18 protein-coding genes and 1 pseudogene are annotated in these 19,088 nt (G+C 70.2%); 10 read left to right on the top strand and 9 right to left on the bottom strand.

Going from position 1 to position 19,088, the window contains the following annotated elements:
- Window positions 1-362: 362 nt before the first annotated feature.
- Complete coding sequence (locus ACYVGQ_RS16520; protein ID WP_460785771.1) at window positions 363-1,088, bottom strand: MerR family transcriptional regulator; 726 nt, start codon at window positions 1,086-1,088, stop codon at window positions 363-365.
- Window positions 1,089-1,193: 105 nt separating this feature from the next.
- Between ACYVGQ_RS16520 and ACYVGQ_RS16515 the strand changes: the two genes are divergently transcribed.
- Window positions 1,194-2,348 (top strand): PrsW family intramembrane metalloprotease, encoded by a 1,155-nt coding sequence (locus tag ACYVGQ_RS16515; RefSeq protein WP_460785770.1) that lies wholly within the window; start codon window positions 1,194-1,196, stop codon window positions 2,346-2,348.
- Between the two features lie 58 nt (window positions 2,349-2,406).
- Here the strand turns inward: ACYVGQ_RS16515 and ACYVGQ_RS16510 are convergent, their stop codons facing one another.
- Complete coding sequence (locus tag ACYVGQ_RS16510) at window positions 2,407-2,922, bottom strand: winged helix-turn-helix transcriptional regulator (protein WP_460785769.1); 516 nt, start codon at window positions 2,920-2,922, stop codon at window positions 2,407-2,409.
- 93 nt (window positions 2,923-3,015) lie between these two features.
- On the opposite strand from ACYVGQ_RS16510, the gene ACYVGQ_RS16505 reads away from it, so the two are divergent.
- Both ACYVGQ_RS16505 and ACYVGQ_RS16500 read left to right on the top strand, forming a co-directional pair.
- Window positions 3,016-3,768, top strand: coding sequence for an oxidoreductase (locus ACYVGQ_RS16505; RefSeq protein WP_460785768.1), 753 nt, complete (start codon window positions 3,016-3,018; stop codon window positions 3,766-3,768).
- 46 nt (window positions 3,769-3,814) lie between these two features.
- Window positions 3,815-4,171 (top strand): nuclear transport factor 2 family protein, encoded by a 357-nt coding sequence (locus ACYVGQ_RS16500; RefSeq protein WP_460785767.1) that lies wholly within the window; start codon window positions 3,815-3,817, stop codon window positions 4,169-4,171.
- Window positions 4,172-4,207: 36 nt separating this feature from the next.
- Here the strand turns inward: ACYVGQ_RS16500 and ACYVGQ_RS16495 are convergent, their stop codons facing one another.
- Window positions 4,208-4,594: a nuclear transport factor 2 family protein gene (locus ACYVGQ_RS16495; RefSeq protein WP_460785766.1), complete on the bottom strand. Its 387-nt coding sequence runs from the start codon at window positions 4,592-4,594 to the stop codon at window positions 4,208-4,210.
- A gap of 90 nt (window positions 4,595-4,684) precedes the next feature.
- On the opposite strand from ACYVGQ_RS16495, the gene ACYVGQ_RS16490 reads away from it, so the two are divergent.
- A complete protein-coding gene (locus ACYVGQ_RS16490; protein ID WP_460785765.1) occupies window positions 4,685-5,062 on the top strand; it encodes a winged helix-turn-helix transcriptional regulator in 378 nt (125 codons plus the stop codon).
- A 58-nt stretch (window positions 5,063-5,120) separates the two neighbouring features.
- Here ACYVGQ_RS16490 and ACYVGQ_RS16485 read toward each other — a convergent pair whose 3' ends face one another.
- Together ACYVGQ_RS16485 and ACYVGQ_RS16480 are read right to left on the bottom strand one after the other, a co-directional pair.
- Window positions 5,121-6,053 (bottom strand): aldo/keto reductase, encoded by a 933-nt coding sequence (locus tag ACYVGQ_RS16485; RefSeq protein ID WP_460785764.1) that lies wholly within the window; start codon window positions 6,051-6,053, stop codon window positions 5,121-5,123.
- Between the two features lie 17 nt (window positions 6,054-6,070).
- Window positions 6,071-6,922, bottom strand: a complete 852-nt coding sequence (locus ACYVGQ_RS16480; protein WP_460785763.1) for an aldo/keto reductase — start codon at window positions 6,920-6,922, stop codon at window positions 6,071-6,073.
- A 116-nt stretch (window positions 6,923-7,038) separates the two neighbouring features.
- Here ACYVGQ_RS16480 and ACYVGQ_RS16475 point away from each other — a divergent pair, with 116 nt between their 5' ends.
- The 3 genes from ACYVGQ_RS16475 (at window position 7,039) to cydC (ending at window position 11,795) form a co-directional block, all read left to right on the top strand.
- On the top strand, window positions 7,039-7,932 hold the full coding sequence (locus ACYVGQ_RS16475) for a LysR family transcriptional regulator (RefSeq protein ID WP_460785762.1): 894 nt from the start codon (window positions 7,039-7,041) through the stop codon (window positions 7,930-7,932).
- Window positions 7,933-8,142: 210 nt separating this feature from the next.
- The gene (locus tag ACYVGQ_RS16470) at window positions 8,143-8,337 is read left to right on the top strand and encodes a hypothetical protein (RefSeq protein WP_460785761.1); all 195 of its coding nucleotides are present in this window, start codon (window positions 8,143-8,145) and stop codon (window positions 8,335-8,337) included.
- A gap of 47 nt (window positions 8,338-8,384) precedes the next feature.
- Window positions 8,385-11,795 (top strand): thiol reductant ABC exporter subunit CydC, encoded by a 3,411-nt coding sequence (cydC, locus tag ACYVGQ_RS16465; protein ID WP_460785760.1) that lies wholly within the window; start codon window positions 8,385-8,387, stop codon window positions 11,793-11,795.
- Between the two features lie 147 nt (window positions 11,796-11,942).
- On the opposite strand, the gene ACYVGQ_RS16460 is transcribed toward cydC, so the two are convergent.
- Together ACYVGQ_RS16460 and ACYVGQ_RS16455 are read right to left on the bottom strand one after the other, a co-directional pair.
- A complete protein-coding gene (locus ACYVGQ_RS16460) occupies window positions 11,943-12,758 on the bottom strand; it encodes a M56 family metallopeptidase (protein WP_460785759.1) in 816 nt (271 codons plus the stop codon).
- Between the two features lie 10 nt (window positions 12,759-12,768).
- On the bottom strand, window positions 12,769-13,125 hold the full coding sequence (locus ACYVGQ_RS16455; RefSeq protein ID WP_460785758.1) for a BlaI/MecI/CopY family transcriptional regulator: 357 nt from the start codon (window positions 13,123-13,125) through the stop codon (window positions 12,769-12,771).
- Window positions 13,126-13,285: 160 nt separating this feature from the next.
- Between ACYVGQ_RS16455 and ACYVGQ_RS16450 the strand changes: the two genes are divergently transcribed.
- From ACYVGQ_RS16450 to ACYVGQ_RS16440, 3 genes are all read left to right on the top strand, one after another.
- Window positions 13,286-14,866 carry a cytochrome ubiquinol oxidase subunit I gene (locus tag ACYVGQ_RS16450; RefSeq protein ID WP_460785757.1) on the top strand — a complete coding sequence of 527 codons (1,581 nt, stop codon included), beginning with the start codon at window positions 13,286-13,288 and terminating at the stop codon, window positions 14,864-14,866.
- 25 nt (window positions 14,867-14,891) lie between these two features.
- Window positions 14,892-15,929, top strand: a complete 1,038-nt coding sequence (gene cydB, locus ACYVGQ_RS16445; protein ID WP_460785756.1) for a cytochrome d ubiquinol oxidase subunit II — start codon at window positions 14,892-14,894, stop codon at window positions 15,927-15,929.
- A gap of 68 nt (window positions 15,930-15,997) precedes the next feature.
- The gene (locus ACYVGQ_RS16440) at window positions 15,998-17,236 is read left to right on the top strand and encodes an HNH endonuclease signature motif containing protein (RefSeq protein WP_460785755.1); all 1,239 of its coding nucleotides are present in this window, start codon (window positions 15,998-16,000) and stop codon (window positions 17,234-17,236) included.
- Between the two features lie 10 nt (window positions 17,237-17,246).
- On the opposite strand, the gene ACYVGQ_RS16435 is transcribed toward ACYVGQ_RS16440, so the two are convergent.
- Both ACYVGQ_RS16435 and ACYVGQ_RS16430 read right to left on the bottom strand, forming a co-directional pair.
- Window positions 17,247-18,167, bottom strand: coding sequence for an AEC family transporter (locus tag ACYVGQ_RS16435; protein WP_460785754.1), 921 nt, complete (start codon window positions 18,165-18,167; stop codon window positions 17,247-17,249).
- Window positions 18,053-18,683 (bottom strand): annotated as a pseudogene (locus ACYVGQ_RS16430) (IclR family transcriptional regulator domain-containing protein); the annotation flags it as partial. The pseudogene ACYVGQ_RS16430 and the gene ACYVGQ_RS16435, both read right to left, overlap by 115 nt.
- Window positions 18,684-19,088 lie beyond the last annotated feature (405 nt).

Genomic DNA, 19,088 nt, shown 5'->3' with positions numbered 1-19,088 from the left:
CCGCGACGGAAAGCCGTGTGGCGCGCGCCCTGCTCCTCGCGCGGGGGGTGAGGGGCATGATCCGGCCGCCGTTCATGATGTGCAGGCCCGGAGAGGGCACAGAAGGAGCGGCCTCATGTGCACCGGCTGTGCCCGACCGAAACGGTCGGGCACAGCCGGCTCGCGCGCCTGGGGTCGCGCTCGGGTAAGAGATATCCCCCATGGGTAACCTAGCCCGGGGGGTCTCGCCGACGACGTCTGTTGGCGGAAACGTTAGAACGGTGCGAGTGAACGGTTTCCCGCGGGCGACAGGCGAGGCGGGCTCCTCGTCCGCGCGATCTCGTTGATCCTCGCCGATGCGATCCTGCGCGTCCCGAGACCGATCATACGAGCCCCATGGCGCGCCAGATGCGGGCGATGACGTCGAGCTGGGCGGGGTTGTAGAGGTCGATCATCGCATCGACGACCGTGCGGGCGAAGGCCGACTGCTCGCGGATGCTGGGCGGGAGCGCGTCCGCGGGGAGAGGATTCGCGGCGAGGAGATCAGATGTGTGCGGGGTCATCTGCTCGGCGAGGCGCGCTCGGGTCTCCTCATCGGCGTCGGCGGTGAGCGCGTCGAACTCGTCGAAGGCCGGCGTGCGCGCGAATCCTCGGAGGATCGAGCTCCAGTGGGCGAGGCCCTGGTCTCCGGCCACCTGTGTGATCACGGCGTACAGGGACCGGTCCGCTGCCGAGAGCTCCGCGCCCTTCGCCGCCACGGCGGCGGGAAACGGCAGATCGGTCTCGACCGGCGTGCGGCGCAGCTCGCCGATCTCCTTCCGCGCTCGCTGCAGTTGCGCGATCGTCGAATCGAGATCCTTCTCGATCGCGTCCAGCGTGGCATCCAGATCCCCGGCATCCTGCAGAACCGTCCTGATGGTCGACAGCGGAATGCCGAGGCGCGTCAGCCGGCGGATCTCGAGAAGCCGCACGAGATGCTCCGTGCGGTACGACTTGTAGCCGTTCGGCTGCCGTTCCGGCTCGTCGAGGAGTCCGATCTCGTGGTAGTGGCGCACCGTGCGGAGCGTGGTGCCCGCGAGCCGCGCGACGTCGCGTGTGCTCCAGCTCATCGGCGGTTCCCTTCTCCCGTTCTTGAGTATGCCGTAACGGCATGGTGTCCACTGGTGCGATCCGCCGCCATGGGGGCGGCGGATCGACTTTCGGAGGTAGGAGACATGAGGACCGGCACGAGAACCGGACAACGACGAGCGAGGGCGCTCTGGCCCGTCATGGCCGTGGTCGCCTGGCTCGGATCGATCACGTGGGCGGCGAGTCAGATCGGCTTCGGCGGCGTCGGACTCGGCCTCGCCTCGTCCCTCGTCATCACGATCCCCGTCGCCGGAGCCTTCCTCTGGCTGAATAGATGGAATCGGGCGCGTCCTGCGCTGCTGCTGTCCGCGTTCGCGTGGGGGGCGAGCGTCGCGGCCTTCTGCTCGATCTGGTCGCAGCAGTGGCTGCACTCGCTGGTCGACGCGCTCTGGGGCGTCGATGCCGGCCTGTGGGTGCGGCCGTTGATCATCACACCGGTGACCGAGGAGGTGCTCAAGGGTCTGCTCCTCGTCTGGCTTCTGGTGCGCCGGCGACGCGAGATCACCGGAGTCCTCGACGGCATCGTCTATGCCGGTCTGGTGGGCGTCGGATTCTCGTTCACCGAGAACAGCCTCTATCTCGGACGCCCCCTGATCGAGGTCCTCGGGTCCGGGGCCTCGGATGCCGCCGCGATCTCCGTGCTCGGCGTCACGATCTTCATGCGCGTCCTCATGATGCCTTTCTTCCACTCGCTCATGGTCGCGCTGACGGGGATCGGCGCCGGAATCGCCGCGCGTTCGAGAGGTCGCGGCGCGCGGCTGCTGCCCGTCGCGCTCGGCCTCCTCGCCGCGATCGTCCTGCACGGGATCTGGGACTGGGCGGGTCTGGCCAGCAGCGACCCGTATCTGATCTTCAAGATCTACGCCGCCGTCATGGTCCCCGTCTTCGTGGCCGTGCTCATCCTCGCGGTCGTGCTCCGTCGTCGTGGTGGACGGATGATCGCCGCCGGCGTGCCCGTCCTGGTCCGCAGCGGCGACATCGCCTCCGGCGAGGCCGAGTCGCTCACGCGCCTTCGCGCGCGCAGGCAATGGCGTGCGGAGGTCCGGCGCAGCGCGGGCAGGACGGCCGCTCGCGCGCTCGGACGCTACCAGGCCGAGGCGACCGTGCTCGCCATCCGGGTCGCGCGCGGCAGCGCCGCGGACCGTGACCAGCTCGCGGAGCAGCGTCGGGTCGTCGCCGCGGCCAGGGCGTCCGCGGCCATGCCGCCTGCGGGGAGCATGGCAGCGGAGGGAGGGCGGTGACGCGGGGCTCCTCGCCCCGGCGTCACGGTCTCCGTCGCCGGATATCCGAGACGGATGCTCATCTCGGCGCGGCTCCCGCCCCCGACGGCGTCCGCGGGGAGGCGTAGCGCGCGCGCATCTGCGTGCTCGCGGCGGGGCCGGAGCGGAAGGCGAAGCGCGGATCCGTCACCGGAAGACCGGTGACGGGGTCGATGGTCACCGGTTCCACCTCGCGGCCGGTCGCGGTGTCGACGAGCACCATCTGCCGTTCGGACGGAGCCAGCTGCTCGTTCCGCCAGGCGGCGAGGGCGACCAGGATCGGCCGCAGCGTCCGCCCGAATTCGGTGAGCACGTACTCGTAGCGCACCGGATGCTCCTGGTAGGGCTGCTTCCTCAGGATCCCGCGCTCGATCAGCGTGTTCAGCCGCGAGGTGAGCATGCTCGAGGACAGGCCGATGTTCGACTGGAACTCGTCGAACCGGGTGTACCCGTCGAAGCAGTCGTGCAGGATCAGGATCGTCCACCATTCGCCGACGTAGGCGACGGCCGTCGACAGCGGGCAGCCGCGGTCCTCGATGCGTACGCGTGCGGGCATGCCGATCTCCTCCGAGGGCTGGCGGGCTTCTGGCTCTCGAAGCCCCGAACATCGCATGCTATTCTAGCAGTCACCATGACTTCTAAAATAAAAGTGACTCGTCGAGCGGTGGTGACCGGCGGCACCCGGGGAACCGGGGCGGCGGTCGTCCGCCGCCTGCAGGACGCGGGTCTGAGCGTGACGGTCATCGCTCGCAGCTCCGACGAGAAGGATCTCGCGCATTTCGTCTCCGCAGACCTGACCGATCCCGTCGCGGTGCAGGCGGCCGCGCACGCCGTCCTCGCCGCCGGCGTTCCCGACGTCATCGTCCACGCGGCGGGCGGGTCCAGCTCTCCCTCGGGAGGATTCGCGTCGCTGGGCGAGGCGGAATGGGAGAGGGAGCTGGGCCTCAACCTGCTGGGCGCCGTGCGCCTGGACCGTGAACTGATCCCGGCGATGATCGGGGCGGGGCGCGGGGCGATCATCCACGTGGCGTCGATCCAGGGACGCATGCCGCTCTGGGACGGAACCCTCGGGTATGCGGCGGCCAAGGCGGCGCTTCGCTCCTACAGCAAGGGACTGGCGGGCCAGCTGGCGCCGCACGGCATCCGCGTCAACACGGTCTCGCCCGGAGGCATCCAGACGGAGGGCGCCGATCACCTCGTCGAACGACTGGCCGAGCGCCTCGGCGGCGATCGCGACGCCGCGTGGAAGTCGCTCGTCGACGCCCTGGGCGGCGTGCCGCTGGGGCGCTTCGCCACTCCGGAGGAAGTCGCCGAGGTCATCGCCTTCCTGGCGTCGGATGCTGCGGGCAGCATCCTCGGCGCCGACGTCGTCGTCGACGGCGGGACCATCCGCACCACCTGACCGCAGCCCGTCCACCTATCCGACCATCCTCTGAACGGAGAACAGCATGACCGAGACCTTCGTCGACTACGACCCGACGATCCTGCCCGATCCGGTGATCGCCTACCTCGACGCCCACGACGAGCACCGGTTCGCCGACGCCTCGGCGACGTTCGCGCCGGACGCGACCGTCCTCGACGACGGCAGCGTCCACACGGGCATCGCCGAGATCGACGACTGGCTCGAGAACTCCTCCGCCGAGTACACCTACACCAGCAGTCGGATAGGGCAGAGGGTCGTCGACGACGCTCGCGCGGTCGTGCAGATCCGGCTGGACGGCGACTTCCCCGGCGGCACGGTCATCCTCCGCTACCAGTTCGAGCTCCGCGACGGGCGCATCGTCCGCCTGGCGATCGAGGTCTGATCGCCAGGCGGACGGTCGCCGGAGATCCGAGTCGGCTCAGCCCCAGAACCGGTCCTCGACGGCCTGATCCTCGCCGATCAGCCAGATCTCCGCGATCCGGTCGCCCCGGACCCTGAACACGTCCACGCCGTGCTGGTCCAGATCGGCCGCTCCCGGGCGCTGCGCGGTGAACCGCACGGTCGTCGCGACGAGATCTCCGCTCTCGGCGGCCGATTCGGTCTCGAGAGCGAACGTGCCGCCGCTGAGCTCCATGAAACGGCCGAGGTGGGCCACGACCGCGTCGGGACCGACATGATCGCCCGAGAGCCGGTTGGCGCCGGGCTGATGCCAGACGACGTCCTCCGTCAATGCGGCCGCGAGCGCGGCCATGTCTCCCGCCGCCGCCGCGGCCCCGTATCGTCCGACGACATCGATAGCCGACATGTTCGTCTCCTCTTCTCTTCTGCTGGATAACCTGAGACCCCAGCCTCGCGGGAGGCGGGCGGTTACCTCAACGTCACCAAGGAGCAGCGCATGACCCGGGAATGGACGGTCTTCTCCGCGAAGTGCCCGTCACGCCGATCGCTGGCGCGGATCGCGAACAAATGGACCGCGATGATCGCGATCCTGCTTCACGAGCGACCGCTTCGATTCGGCGAACTGCACCGTGAGGTGGAAGGCATCACGAAGAAGGTCCTCGTCGACACGCTTCGCGCCCTCGAACGCGACGGCATGGTCGTCCATGCGGTCCATGAGGACGGGCACGGCCGTTACGAGCTCACGGACCTCGGACGCACGCTGCACGAACCGCTCAAGGCTCTGCAGACCTGGGCGGAGACCCACGTCGAGGACGTCCTCGACGCACAGGACCGGTACGACGAGGCCGCCGACGATCGAACGCTCGCGCAGTGAGAGGCCGGACCCGTTCGACGCACGGATCCGGCCTCTCGCCGTCAGGGAAGCGGGCCGATCACGGCACGGTGTAGCCGGCCGCACGGAACAGCTCGTACCACTCGGCGCGCGTGAGCGGGATGTCCGAGCCCTGGGCGGCCGCCTGCACGCGAGAGGGCGTGGTCGTGCCGAGCACGACCTGCATCTGCGCAGGGTGGCGGGTGATCCAGGCCACGGCGATCGCCTCGGCCGGCACGCCGTACTTCTCCGCCAGCCGGTCGACGACGGCGTTCAGCTCGGGGTAGCGGTCGGACCCGAGGAACGGCCCGTCGAAGAAGCCGGCCTGGAACGGCGACCAGGCCTGGATCGTGATGTCGTTCAGGCGGCAGTAGTCGATGATCCCGTCGTCGCGGACGATCGACTGGTCGAGCTTCTGCATGTTCGCGGCGACGCCCTGCGCGATCATCGGCGCGTGGGTGATCGACAGCTGCAGCTGGTTCGCCACGATCGGCTGGGTCACGTGCTTGCGCAGCAGATCGATCTGGCGGGGCGTCTGGTTGGAGACGCCGAAGGCGCGGACCTTGCCGGCGGACGAGAGCTCGTCGAACGCCCGTGCGACCTCCTCCGGCTCGACGAGCGCGTCGGGGCGGTGCAGCAGGAGGATGTCGAGGTAGTCGGTGCCGAGCGCCTCGAGCGATCCGTTCACGGACTCGACGATGCGCTCGTAGGAGAAGTCGAAGTACGGCCCCTCCTTGACGATGCCGGCCTTGGACTGGATCACGTACTCCTCGCGCTCCGAGGACGAGAGCCGGAGGGCCTCGGCGAAGCGGCGCTCGCAGCCGTGCATCCCGGTTCCGTAGACGTCGGCGTGGTCGAGGAACGTGATGCCGGCGTCGCGGGCGGTGCGGACGAGCGTGCGGACCTCTTCATCGGACTTGTCCTGGATGCGCATCAGGCCGAGGACGACATTGGGCACGACGATGTCGGTGCCGGGCAGGGTGAAGGTCTTCATTGTTCTTCCTCTTCGGATCAGGCGGACAGCCGCGCGAGCTGGTCGGCGGTGAGAGCGAGCTCGGGTGCGCCGGCGGAGTCGCGGATGCTCTCGGGGCGCGAAGCGCCGGGGATGGGGATCACGACGGGAGCGAGCGCGAGCTCCCACGCGAGCGTGACCTGGTAGACGCTCGCCCCCACTTCGTCGGCGACCTGCTGGAACGCGCCGTGACGACCGGAGAGGTCCTTGGCGTTCTTGATGCCGCCGAGGGGGCTCCACGGCAGGAAGGCGATGCCGAGCTCCGCACAGTGCTCGAGCTCGCCCTGGCTGGAGCGGAACGCGGGGGAGAACTGGTTCTGCACCGACACCAGCCGGCCCCCGAGCACCTCGCGCGCCTCGTCGATCTGGGCGACGTCGGCGTTCGAGATGCCCGCCATGAGGATGACGCCCTCGTCCAGGAGGTCGCGGACGGCGCCGACGGAGTCGGCGTACGGCACCTCGGGGTCGGGACGGTGGAACTGGTACAGGCCGATCGCGTCCACGCCGAGCCGGCGGGCCGACTCCTTCGCCGCGCGCTTGAGGTATTCGGGATCGCCGTTGCGCGTCCAGGTGCCGTCGCCCGGACGCAGGTGGCCGCCCTTCGTGGCGACGAGCACATCGCCCGCGCCGTACTCGCGCAGCGCGCGTGCGATGAGCTCTTCGTTGTGACCGACCTCGTTCGCATCGCGGTGGTAGGCGTCTGCCGTGTCGATGAAGGTGACGCCGGCGTCGAGCGCGGCGTGGATCGTCGCGATCGAGCGCGCCTCATCGGGGCGCCCCTCGATCGACATCGGCATTCCGCCGAGCCCGATCGCCGAGACGTTCCGGCCGCCGATGGTGCGTTGCTGCATGGGTTCTTCCTCCGAGAGATGCGGACGCCGCTGCGGCGTCGCAGGGCCACTCTATGAATCGCTAATCTAGAAGTCCAACAGCCGTGATTTCTCACACTCATGAGCGGAAGCACTGAATGGATCTTCGTCAGATGGAGTACCTCCTCGCCGTCGCAGAGGAGCGCCACTTCACGCGCGCCGCCGAGGTCGCGGGCATCTCGCAGTCCGGACTGTCGTCGGCGATCCGCAGCCTCGAGCTCGAGCTCGGCACGCCGCTGTTCGACCGGACGACGCGTCGCGTCGAGCTGACCGAGGCGGGCGTCGCGCTCCTGCCCTATGCACGCGACATGCTCGCGCACGCGGCCGGCGCGCGGGATGCCGTCGTGAAGGCGACGCGGGAGGTGACGGGATCGCTGCACATCGGCGCCGAGCAGTGCCTCGGCTTCGTCGACGTCGTCACCCTGCTCGAGAGGTTCCATCGCCGGCATCCTCGCGTCGAGACCCGATTCACGCAGACCGGGTCCCAGGAGCTCATCTCGATGGCCCGCTCCGGCGAGATCGACGTCGCGTTCGTCGCCGGCGCCCGTCACCTCGGTTCGCTTCCGCATCGCACCCTCGGCCAGGAGCCCCTCGTCCTGCTGGCTCCCGCCGAGCATCCGCTGGCCGCCCGAACGCCCGTGGACTGGAAGGACCTCGCGGGCGAGGACTTCATCGACTTCGCGCCCACGTGGGGTGTCCGGGTGCTCAACGACGACCTGCTGCTCGCGCAGGGCATCCACCGCCGGATCCGATGCACGGTCAACGACGTGCACACGCTCCTGGATCTCGTCACGCGCGGTCTCGGCGTCGCGATCGTGCCGAAGCACGTCGCTGCCAAGCCCCAGGCCGCACAGCTGCGCGCGGTCGCGCTCGCGGACGACGCGGGTCCGCTGTGGAAGGTCTCCGTGGTCTCGCCCTCGTGGGATCGGGGCGGCGCCCCCTCCACTCATCTGCTCGAGCTCGTCGCGGACGCGCATCCGCAGCCGGTGTAGCCGCTGCTCGGCCGCGGGCGGGTCTCCCGGACGCGAACAGGGGATCGACTCCCGCGATGCGGGCCCTCCGAACCGGAGGAGGACACCCGAACGGGAGGAGCGGTGCGCGGCATCCGGTCCTCCCGTTCGGGTGAGATCCTCCCGTTCGGGTGAGGTCGGGTCCGATAGCCTGGGGCTCCGATCCGCCGGAGGGATGAGGAGAGCGACGGCATGACGACACCGACACCGACACCGGACAGGGGCGCGCTTCTCTGGCGCGTGATCATCATCGCCATCCTCGCGATCGGGGTGATCGTGGCGGTCCTTCTGCCGATGCTCAGCGGAAACGTCCGCAGCTTCGTCCCCGGTCTGCAGATCGTGGCCTTCGGCATCCTCATCGCGGCGATCCGCTCGCTGCGCCGCTAGGGGTCGCGGGCGCCGTCCTCGACTTCTACGCAATGTAGAATTATTTCGTGAGCCGAGAGCCAGTGCCGAACGATCCCTGGGTCATCGAGGCGGAGCGCGCGGCGAAGGCGCCGGGCTTCCGTCCGCCGGACCTGTCCGCCGTTCCGCGGCGCTCGCTGTACGCGCTCGGCGTCCTCGCGGCGCTGAGGGCGTTCGGACTCGTCCTCATCGCCGAGTCGGTGGCGCGCGGCATCGGCCTCCTCGCCTCGGGGGGATCGGATGCCGGCGCGATCCGCCTGATCGTGGCGATCGGCCTCGGGGGAGCCGCGCTGCGCGCGGGAGCGGAATGGGCGGCGTCCGTGCACGCCCGGCGCCTCGCGAGCGGCGTGAAGAGCGATCTCCGGGGGCGACTGTGGCGCCGCATCGCCGCGGGCGACGTCTCCGGCGGCGGCACCGCCGTGCTCGCGGCGGACGGCCTCGACGCGCTCGACGACTACTTCGTCCAGACCGTGCCCGCCGTGATCTCCTCGGCCGTCGTGCCGCTGATCGTCGGCGTGCGCATCCTCGGCGCCGACCTGGTGAGCGCCGTCGTGATCGTGCTGACCGTCCCCCTCGTGCCGTTGTTCATGATCCTCATCGGCAAGCACACCCAGCAGCGCACGGACGCGGCGCTCTCGGCGCTGACGCGTCTCGCCGATCATCTCTCCGAGCTCGCCAGGGGTCTGCCCGTGCTGGTCGGGCTGGGCCGGGCGTTCGATCAGACGGCGGCGCTCGATGACATCCAGCTCCGCTACCGGTCGCGTACCGAGGAGACCCTGCGCTGGGCCTTCCTCTCCGCGCTCGCGCTCGAGCTGACGGCGACCATCTCGGTCGCCGTGGTCGCGGTGTTCCTCGGCCTCCGCCTGCTGAACGGCACGATGACGCTGGAGCCCGCACTGCTCACGCTCATCCTCGCTCCGGAGTGCTTCGCGGCGCTGCGCGAGGTCGGCACAGCCTTCCACGCCTCGCAGGACGGCCTGTCGGCGCTGGATCGCGCGAAGTCCCTGATCGACCGCCCCCGGACTGTCGACGTGCGCCGGGACGATCCCGCCTCGGCGCGCATCGAGGCGCTGACCGTTCGGTACGCCGGGCGATCGGATGCGGCGGTGGACGCCGTCACAGCGGACCTGTCGGGGATCACGGCCGTGGTCGGCCCCAGCGGCGCCGGCAAGTCGACACTGCTCGCCGCGCTCGCGGGCGTCCTGCCCGCCGACGCCGAGATATCGGGCGGCATCGCGGGGGTGTCCCCGGGCGCGGTGGCCTACGCGCCGCAGGCTCCGCGCGCGTTCGGCGCCACGGCCCTGGAAGAGCTGAAGCTCTATGGAGCGGGACGCGCCGCCCTCGCAGAGGTCGGGCTCGCGGCGCTCGCCGATGCGTCCGTCGCGGAGCTCAGCCCGGGGGAGCAGCGGCGTCTCGCCGTCGCCCGTGCTCTGGCGAGGGCGGATGCGGGAGCACGCCTGCTGATCCTCGACGAGCCGACGGCGCATCTGGACGTCGCCTCCGCCGATGCGGTGCGCTCGGCGATCCTCCGCCGCGCCGAGCGATGCGTCGTGGTGCTGGCGAGCCACGAGCCCGAGACCCTCGCGCTCGCGACGGGCACGGTGGCGGTCGGATCCGCACCGATGGGCGCGGGAGAGGTGCCTCGTGTGGTCGCCTCGGGGTCTGCGGGTGCGGGGGAGGTGCCTCGTGTGGTCGTATCCGAGCGCGTGACGCGGCCATACAAGACCCCCGCGCCGTCGCGTGCGGAGTCGAGGCGACCATCTGAGACACCTGGTGGGGATGGCGGTGGTGCGGATGCTGCGACGAGACGAGCATCCGCGGCGCCGCTCGCGCTGCTGCGCCCGCATCTCGGGATCTGGATCGCCTCCGTCCTGCTCGCGGCGCTCACCGCGGGCCTGGGGGCCGCGCTCACGGCGGTCTCCGGCTGGCTCATCGTCCGCGCCAGCGTGGAGGAGTACATCATGTACCTCCTCGTGGCGATCGTGGGCGTGCGGGCCTTCGGCATCGGGCGCGCGGTCAGCCGGTACGCCGAGCGGCTCGTCACGCACCGGGCGGCCTTCGAGGTCGTCGATGCGCTGCGGCTGCGGCTCTGGCGCGCGATCTCCGCACGAGGCGCCGGCTCCCGGCGTCTGCTGGAGGGCGGTGCACCGCTGGACTACCTCGTCACGCTGACGGACGACCTGCGCGACCAGCTCCCACGGGTGCTTCCTCCGCTCGCGGCAGGGATGCTCGTGACCGCAGGCGCCATCGTCACGACCGTCCTGATCGCGCCGACGCTGGCCGTGACCGTCGCCGTGGCGCTCCTCGGCGCGGTCGTCGCTGCCGCGCTGCTCGCTCTCGGCGCCGAACGAGGCGCGGGAGCGGCCCGCGTCGCCGCCCGCTCGGACATCGTGCGCGGCACCGCTGCACTCGCAGATGCCTCGGCCGACCTGCGCGGGAACGGGGTGTCGGATGCCGCGCTCGCGGTGCTGGATGCTGCGGCGGAGCGCCTCGCTGCGGCGGAGCGGCGGGCGGCATGGTCGGCGGGCCTGGGCGCCGCCCTCGTCACTCTGGTGACGGCTGCGCTCGCCGTGCTCGTCCCGGTCCTCGACCCCGGGCTGCCCGCCGAGTTCGGATGCGTGGTCGCGCTCCTCGCGCTGGCGCTGCTCGAACCGCTCGTGGCCTTCGCCGCCGCCGCGCACCGGCTGCCCGCGCTGAGGGCTGTGCTGGCAGCGCTGGGACCGGTGCTCCGTCCCGCCCCCCGCATCCCCTGGGGCCGCGGCGAGCCGCAGGATCCGGTGTCAGAGGTGCGACTGGACGCGCTGCGCATCCGCTATCCGGGAACGAGGGAGCCGGCCGTGACGGACGTCAGCGGCACGGCGAGCCGCGGGCGCTGGCTCGTGCTGGACGGCCCGTCCGGCTCGGGGAAGTCGACGGTGCTGTCCGCCGTGATGGGGGCGCTTCCCGTGGAGGACGGTGAGATCCGCGCCGACGGCGTTCCGATCGCCTCGATGACCGAGCGCGGATGGCGCGGACGGGTGGCATGGTGTCCGCAGGACGCCTACGTCTTCGACTCCACCGTGCGCGGCAACCTTCTGCTCGCGAGATCGCGGGAGGACGCCCCCGACGAAGCCGCGATGCGCGAGGCCCTGGAGCGCGCGGGCCTCGGCGCGCTGATGGGCGGGCTGTCCGAGGGACTCGAGACGCGTGTCGGAGCCGCAGGGTCCGCTCTGTCCGGCGGCGAGCGTCAGCGCCTCGCGGTGGCGCGGGCGCTGCTCACGAGGGCGGATGTGATCCTGCTCGATGAGCCGACGGCCCATCTGGACGCACCGACCGCCGAGGCGATGATGGCGGATGTGCGGCAGGCTGCCTCCGACCGGGTGGTCTTCCTCGTCTCGCACCGCTCCGCCGACCGGACGCCGGGCGACGACGTCATCTCGCTGAGCCCGACCCTGCGGTGAGGCGGCCCGTCTGCATGGTCCGAGGCAGGTGTCTCATCCCGCCGTGTGTCGACGCTGCACGCGGCACGAGGAGGAACCTCGCGGTGGCAGAGGCGGCAAGAGGAGGAACCCGCGTGGGAGCGCCAGGATCCGGGGCGGGCGAGGGCTTCAGGCCGCCAGGCGCCGGAAGCGGTCGCTGACCCTCGTCGAACCGGAGACGACGCGCTCCTCGCCCGGCATCCCGCTCGCCCCGACGGCGAGGATGGCGCGGGCGAGCACCTCGTCGCGGACCTCGCGGCGGGCATGGTCGTCGGCGAGCATCTCGACGAGGGCCGCGACCTCCGCCTCCGCCCTCGCAGCGATGGGGAACCACGGCAGGGCGGCTCGCCAGGCGCGGAACGCGAGCTGCAGGAGGTCGTGGCGCTGCTCCACGTGCGCCCGCTCGTGGGCGATCACGGCGACGAGCTCGTCGGCATCGAGGCGATCCAGGAGTCCCTGGGAGAGGACGGTGACCGAGCGCGCCCCGTGCGGCAGGCAGTACGCCACGGGCACGGCCTCGTCGATGACGCGGGTGCGGGCCCGGGTGGGATGCGGAGACGTGAGCATCTCGAGAAGGGCGAGATGGCGGTGCCGCTGGCGCGTCACCTGGACGACGGTGACCGCCAGGTGCGAGAGGAGGTAGACCGTGAAGGCGGCGGCCGGGATCACGGCGAGCCACGGATGCCGCGGGGCGATCGCGTATCCGGCCAGGGCGAGGGCGCCGATCATCGACAGACCGCCGGCCAGGCCGATCGCCTGCCAGAGGAGCAGCGCGATCACCGGCATCCGCATCGGCCAAGTCGACCGCGACAGCGCCACGGGCACCGGCCACGCGAGCGCGAGGGCGGCGAGGCCCAGCACGATCGCGCCGACGATCACCGCGCCGTGCGGGATCACGACAGCACCGACGAGGGCGGGGTCGCTCAGAGCCGGAAGCGCGTTCATGCCACGCGGTTCAGGCGGCGCCGTCGAGGAGCTGGCGGAGCACGGCGGCATCCTCCGCGGACACCCCGCCGACGAAGCGCTCCAGCACGGCGGTGCGATCGCCCGCGCCGCCGAGCACCGAGTGCATGAGTTCGGCGGTGTGCTCGGCGCGCGAGGCCACCGCCGAGTAACGGTGCGGACGCGAAGAGCGGTCGGGTGCTACGAAGCCCTTCTTCTCCAGCCGGGACAGCACGGTCAGCAGGGTCGTCACGGCAAGGGGGCGACCAGCCGCCTCGAGCTGATCCTTCACGTCGTAGGCGGTCACGGGCGCATCGGCGTCCCAGATCGCGTCCATGACGGCGCGTTCGAGCTCTCCGAGCGTTCCCATGATGACGGCCTCCCTCGCCGCGGCGTGTTTTCACGGCGCATTCATTCTACCCCCGGTCGAAATTGTTCTATGCTCTGTCGAAGAAGTTCTACGTGGCGTAGAATTCTGGTGAGCGGCTGCCCTGCCCGCTCGATCGCCCGTTTCGTGAAGGAGTCCCGCCGTGGACGTTCTCGACATCGCCCGTTGGCAGTTCGGCATCACGACCGTCTACCACTTCCTCATGGTCCCGCTCACGCTGGGACTCGGGATGTCAGTGGCCATCATGCAGTCCCGCTGGGTGCGCACCGGCGACGAGAAGTTCCTGCGCATGGCCAAGTTCTGGGGCAAGGTCTACCTGATCAACTTCATCGTCGGCGTGGCCACCGGGCTCGTCCAGGAGTTCCAGTTCGGCATGGCCTGGAGCGAGTACTCGAGATTCGTCGGCGACGTCTTCGGCGCCCCGCTGGCGCTCGAGGGGCTGCTCGCGTTCTTCGTCGAGTCGACCTTCCTCGGCATCTGGATCTTCGGCTGGGGGCGTCTGCGCAAGGGGCTGCACCTGGCGGCGCTGTGGTGCGCGGTGATCGGATCCTGGGTCTCCGCGTTCTTCATCATCGTCGCCAACTCCTGGATGCAGCACCCTGTCGGCGTGGAGCTCGGCGAGGACGGGCGCCCTGTCATGACCGACGTCTGGGCGGTTCTCACGAACAGCACCGCGCTCGCCGCGTACGTGCACACGATCTTCGGAGCGCTCGTCGTCGCGGGCATGTTCCTGCTCGGCATCTCCTGGTACCAGCTCTGGCAGCGCCGCCGCGACGGCATCGACACGGTGGATGCGTCCGGCCGCGTCGTCGTCGGCGAGGCGGCCGCCGTCCCCGGTAGGGACCGCAAGGACCACGGCGTCTGGCTCTGGTCGCTGCGCTTCGGCGCGGTCGTCGCGATCCTCGGCTTCGCGGGCACGGTCGCCAGCGGTGATGTCCAGGGCAAGCTCATGTACGAGCAGCAGCCCATGAAGATGGCGGCCGCGGAGGCCGCCTGCCACACCGGCTCGGCGTTCTCGGTGCTCTCCCTCGGAGATCCAGGATCGCGCGACTGCGCCGACGTGATCACTCTCGTCGAGGTGCCAGGGCTCCTCGGCTTCCTCGGCACGGGGGAATGGGGCGCCGAGATGCCCGGCATCAGCGACCTCGAGCCCACCTACGTCGACCAGTACGGTGCGACGATCCCCGACGATGAACTCTACGGAGACCGGGCGGGCAGCACCGTGCAGTACGTGCCGGTGATGTGGGTGACGTACTGGGGCTTCCGGCTCATGATCGGACTGGGCGGCGTGGTCGCCTTCGGCGGCGTGGTCGCCCTGTGGCTCACCCGCAAGGGCACCGTGCCGCGCTCGCCGTGGATCATGCGCCTCGCGCTGCTGGGCATCGTGGCGCCGTTCGCCGCGAACATCGCAGGGTGGATCTTCACCGAGATGGGGCGTCAGCCTTTCGTCGTCGCGCCGAACCCGGATGCCACCGGCGTCGACGGGGTGTTCATGTACACCGCTGCGGCGGTCTCGCCCGGCGTGACGGCAGGGGAGCTCCTGTTCTCGGTCATCACCCTCACCCTCGTCTACGCCGTCATCCTCGTGATCGAGCTGTTCCTGATGGTGAAGTACGTCCGCGGCGGTGTCGCGGCATCCATGCCGGAGCTCGGACATCATCCGGATGCCGGCGACGACACCGACCCCGACAGGCGAGACGACGTGCTCGCCTTCGCCTACTGACCACGGCACGAAGAGAGGAACGACCATGGAACCGCTCGCCGTCTTCTGGTTCATCGCGATCGCCGCGCTGTGGATCGGCTACCTGCTGCTCGAGGGATTCGATCTCGGGGTCGGGATGCACATGATCTTCTCGACGCGCTCAGAGCGGGACCGCAGGGTCATGCTCAACACGATCGGGCCGGTCTGGGACGGCAACGAGGTGTGGCTGATCACGGCGGGCGCCGCCATGTTCGCCGCGTTCCCGGCCTGGTACGCCTCGCTGTTCTCGACGCTGTACCTCCCGCTGACGATCGCGCTGGTCGGACTCATCGTCCGTGCGGTGGGCATCGAGTACCGCGGCAAGATCCACACCGAGCGCTGGCGCACGTTCTGGACGAGGATGATCGGTCTCGGCTCGCTGATCGTGGCGTTCTGCATCGGCGCGGCGCTGGCGCTCACGTCCACGGGGCTTCCCATCGACGCGGGCGGCAATCGCGTCGGCGGTGCTTTCGTGTGGCTGACCGTCCCGGCCGTGCTCGGCGGGCTCGCGGTCGTCGGCTTCGCTCTCGCGCACTCGGCGACGTTCCTCGGGCTCAAGGCCGACGGGGACGTGCGCGAGCGTGCCGGGCGCTTCGCCGCACGCTGGGCGCCGCTGTGCCTCGTGCCGGCGGCCGGCTGGGCGATCTGGGTGCAGCTCGTCCACGGCGGCAACCTGCTCGCCTGGGCGCTGATCGTGCTCGCCGTCGCCGCCGCCGCGTTCGGCTGGGCGGCCGCGCGCCGGCGCCGTGAGGGGAGGGCGTTCCTCGGCTACGCCGGATTCGGACTGTTCGGCGCCGCGGCGATCTTCGCCGGGATGTTCCCGCTCGTGCTGCCCTCGACGGTGGACGCCGCATACGATCTCACGATCGCCAACGCGTCCAACAGCCCGTACACGCTGGGAGTGATGACGATCGTCGTCGTCTGCGCCCTGCCGGTGATCCTCGTATACCAGGCGTGGAGCTACTGGATCTTCCGCAAGCGGGTCACGCCGGGGATGATCCCGGACGCGCACATCGTGCTCCCCGCGGTGCTCAGGGCACGGTAGTCTCCAAGCTAGAATATTTGTTCTAGATATGCCTTGACATAGTACGTCCATATGTTCGATAGTGGGGTATGGCCATCCCCGCAGAGACTCGAACCCCGCAGAATGATCTTCTGCTGTCGGTGCTCGAGCTGTCCTCGCGGCATGTGGCCTCCCTGGAGGGGCGGCGGGTCCGCGCGCTGGCAGACCGCTTCGACCTCTTGCTGCGCGAAGACCCGTTCGGGTCGCGCTACCACGAGATGGCGGTGCGCTCCCTGGCCGCTGAGGTGGCGGCCGCCGGGCATGTCTCGTCGGCGATGGCCGAGGGGATGCTGCACAGGTCCCACATCATCGCCCGGGAGTACCCGAGGGTGCTGGCGGCGTTGGAGGAAGGACGGGTCACGCTGCGCCATGCAGAGGTGATCGCGAATGCCGGTGCCGTGCTGGTGGATGCTTCGGAGGCAGACCGGGCGGAGTACGCGGAACGGGCCCTGGAGATCGCGCTTGCGGAGTCAGCCGGTCGGACGGAGTTCCAGGCGAAGATGCTCGCGGCGGATATCGCGGCCTTCGATGTGGCGGAGCGTCACCGCAGGGCGAAGGCGTTCCACCGGGTTCGGGTGTACACGGACAGTGACGGACTCGGCGTATTGGAGGTCACAGGGCCGGAGGTCCTGGTGCGCGCGGCGTTCGATCGTGCGACAGAGATGTCGAAGGCCATCATCGCCGACCGCGAGCCGGGTGCCGAAGACGAGCGGACCCTCGATCAGGTGCGCACCGATGTCGTTATCGCCTTGCTCGTCGCCGGTGGAGCGGAGCACATGATCGGCACTCCCGCGGAGGCGATCCGTGCGAGCGTCCAGGTCACGATCGCCGCCACCACTCTCACCGGTGCGGACGATCGGATGGGGCAGATCGATGGGGCGGGGCCTGTTCTCCCCGAGATCGTGCGGGGACTCGCGGCAGAGCAGCCGGTGTGGTCGCGGTTGTTCCTGGATGCGAAGGGGATGACGACCTCTGCCGACTCGTATTCCCCGACCGAGACGATGAAGCGATTCCTGCGGGCGAGGGATCAGCACTGCCGGTTCCCCGGCTGCGTGCGAGCGGCGCGACGATGTCAGATCGACCACAACCTCGACTACGCCAAGGGCGGGAAGACGGAGACCGAGAATCTCTCCTGCTTCTGCGTGAAGCACCACAGTCTCAAGCATCCCGATGTGCAGGATCGGCATCGCTGGCGGGTTCGGCACCTCCCAGGAGGGGTTATCGAATGGACCAGTCCGGCAGGGCGAGTCCACGTCGATCACCCGACGCCGCGGGTCGCCTTCGTCTGAAGCGGGTCGCTCAGCCCAGAATGAGCGTCGCCGCGAGCAGCACCGGGACGCATCCGATCGTCGTGAGGAAGACGGTGTCGCGGGAGATCGCCTCGCCGATGTCGTAGCGCTGCGAGTAGTTGAAGACGTTCTGCGCGGTCGGAAGCGCCGCCAGCACCACAACGACGAGCACCGCGTGCGGCGTGAGCCCGAACACGTACTGCGCGACCAGCCAGGCGAGCACCGGCATCACGAGCAGTTTCAGACCGGATGCGAGCAGCACGTCCTTGCGATGCCCTGAGGCGCCGAGCACCCGCTGGCCGTAGAGGGAGATCCCATAGCTGATCAGCAGCACCGGAACGCACGCGTTGGCGAGGAGCAGCGCGGGCTCCATGACGATCGGGGGCAGTTCGACGCCGAACACCGACACGAGAGTGCCGAGCGCCGAGGCGAGGATGATCGGATTCGTGATCGTCCGCACGAGCGTGCGCCCGAGCGAGGCGCGTCCTCGCGTGACGGTGTCCAGGATCGTCAGGGAGATCGGCGTGAACACCAGCAGCTGCATGAGGATCACGGGAGCCGGATAGGCGGCGCTGCCGAGCAGGTACAGCGACAGCGGGATGCCGATGTTGTTCGAGTTCACCTGCCCCGCGGACAGCGCCCCGATCACGGTCTCGCCGATCGGCCGTCGCCAGGCGAACCGCGCGATGAGGGCGTACGCCACGATCACGACGCCGGCGGCGATCGCGGAGACCGGCAGCAGCGAGGAGAACAGCACCCTGGCATCCGCCTGCGCGAGCACGGTGAACAGCAGGAACGGAGAGAGCACGAAGAACGTCAGGCGGCCCAGCACATGACGTGCGCCGGAGCCGAGGAGGTCGATCCGGCCGATGACGTACCCCACGGCGATCGCGAGTCCCACGACGGCGAATCCGGTGAGAGTCTCGAGCACCCTTCGAGCGTAGCGCCCCGATTCGCTCCCATGAGTCGGCGATCAGAGAGCGGTCGTCCGCGCACCCTGCGCTGCAGCTCGGCGACGGCGGCGACAGGCCAGCCCGCGGCATTCTGGATCGCGGCCGCGACGGAGCGGAAGCCGTCCGTGACCTCGCCGTCCTCCCTGGCGAACCCGGCGCGCCGGACGTCCCGCAGCACCCCGCGCAGCTGCGCGGGACGCGCGGGACCGGTCCCGGTGCGCTCGGTGAAGGCCGAGGCATCGGGATAGAGCGCCCGCACCTGCTCCCGGGGAGAGCGGCGAGCATCGCGCGACCCGTCGCAGTGAGACGCGCGGGCAGGCGAACCCCCGCGTCGGTGACGAGCGCGGGGCGGCGGGCGGTGCGCTCTTCGACGATGTAGAGGACATCGCGCCCTGTCATCACGGCGAGAGCCGCGAGCAGCGAGCACCCCAGGCGTGCGAGCGGCTCCTGCCTGGCGTAGCCGCCGGCGCGAGCTCGAACGCCGAGGCGCCCAGGTCCGGCCCCTGCGCGCGAGGTGGCGCAGGATCCGCAGCGCCTGATCGGCAGCGGGCACCTGCGGTGCTCCGACCCGCGTGCACCTGGCCTATCGACCCGGGGGTGCCGTTCGTGGCCGGGGTCTGGAAGGACGGCGCGCGCTGAGTCTCCCGGGTTGCTCGGTCCACCCGGGGTTGCTCCGCCGGGCCTGCTCGGTCCGCCCAGGCAGCCCTGGTCTGCCCAGGCTGCCCTGGTCTGCCCTGGTCCGCCTCGCTCGAGGCCGCGCTGCTGAATCCGGAGTCGCGCTGCTCAAATCTGTTCGCGCTGCGGGTATTCCCGCAGCGGATGCGGGAAAGAACAGCACGATCCGGGAAAGAGCAGCGTGACTCCGGGAAAAAACAGCGTGACGCGGGAATTAGCAGCGT

It is taken from the genome of Microbacterium tumbae (genome assembly GCF_054780175.1).
Note: the sequence above shows the minus strand (reverse complement) of the source record. Positions and strands in the feature narration are given on the sequence as shown.

What these genes read in the sequence shown, in the direction of transcription:
- ACYVGQ_RS16480 (WP_460785763.1), bottom strand. Translation starts at nt 6,922, where the DNA reads ATGCAGCAACGCACCATCGGCGGCCGGAACGTCTCGGCGATCGGGCTC.
- ACYVGQ_RS16495 (WP_460785766.1), bottom strand. Translation starts at nt 4,594, where the DNA reads ATGTCGGCTATCGATGTCGTCGGACGATACGGGGCCGCGGCGGCGGCG.
- ACYVGQ_RS16515 (WP_460785770.1), top strand. Translation starts at nt 1,194, where the DNA reads ATGAGGACCGGCACGAGAACCGGACAACGACGAGCGAGGGCGCTCTGG.
- ACYVGQ_RS16500 (WP_460785767.1), top strand. Translation starts at nt 3,815, where the DNA reads ATGACCGAGACCTTCGTCGACTACGACCCGACGATCCTGCCCGATCCG.
- ACYVGQ_RS16455 (WP_460785758.1), bottom strand. Translation starts at nt 13,125, where the DNA reads ATGGGAACGCTCGGAGAGCTCGAACGCGCCGTCATGGACGCGATCTGG.
- ACYVGQ_RS16460 (WP_460785759.1), bottom strand. Translation starts at nt 12,758, where the DNA reads ATGAACGCGCTTCCGGCTCTGAGCGACCCCGCCCTCGTCGGTGCTGTC.
- ACYVGQ_RS16490 (WP_460785765.1), top strand. Translation starts at nt 4,685, where the DNA reads ATGACCCGGGAATGGACGGTCTTCTCCGCGAAGTGCCCGTCACGCCGA.
- ACYVGQ_RS16470 (WP_460785761.1), top strand. Translation starts at nt 8,143, where the DNA reads ATGACGACACCGACACCGACACCGGACAGGGGCGCGCTTCTCTGGCGC.
- cydB (WP_460785756.1), top strand. Translation starts at nt 14,892, where the DNA reads ATGGAACCGCTCGCCGTCTTCTGGTTCATCGCGATCGCCGCGCTGTGG.
- ACYVGQ_RS16510 (WP_460785769.1), bottom strand. Translation starts at nt 2,922, where the DNA reads ATGCCCGCACGCGTACGCATCGAGGACCGCGGCTGCCCGCTGTCGACG.
- ACYVGQ_RS16475 (WP_460785762.1), top strand. Translation starts at nt 7,039, where the DNA reads ATGGATCTTCGTCAGATGGAGTACCTCCTCGCCGTCGCAGAGGAGCGC.
- ACYVGQ_RS16485 (WP_460785764.1), bottom strand. Translation starts at nt 6,053, where the DNA reads ATGAAGACCTTCACCCTGCCCGGCACCGACATCGTCGTGCCCAATGTC.
- ACYVGQ_RS16520 (WP_460785771.1), bottom strand. Translation starts at nt 1,088, where the DNA reads ATGAGCTGGAGCACACGCGACGTCGCGCGGCTCGCGGGCACCACGCTC.
- ACYVGQ_RS16440 (WP_460785755.1), top strand. Translation starts at nt 15,998, where the DNA reads ATGGCCATCCCCGCAGAGACTCGAACCCCGCAGAATGATCTTCTGCTG.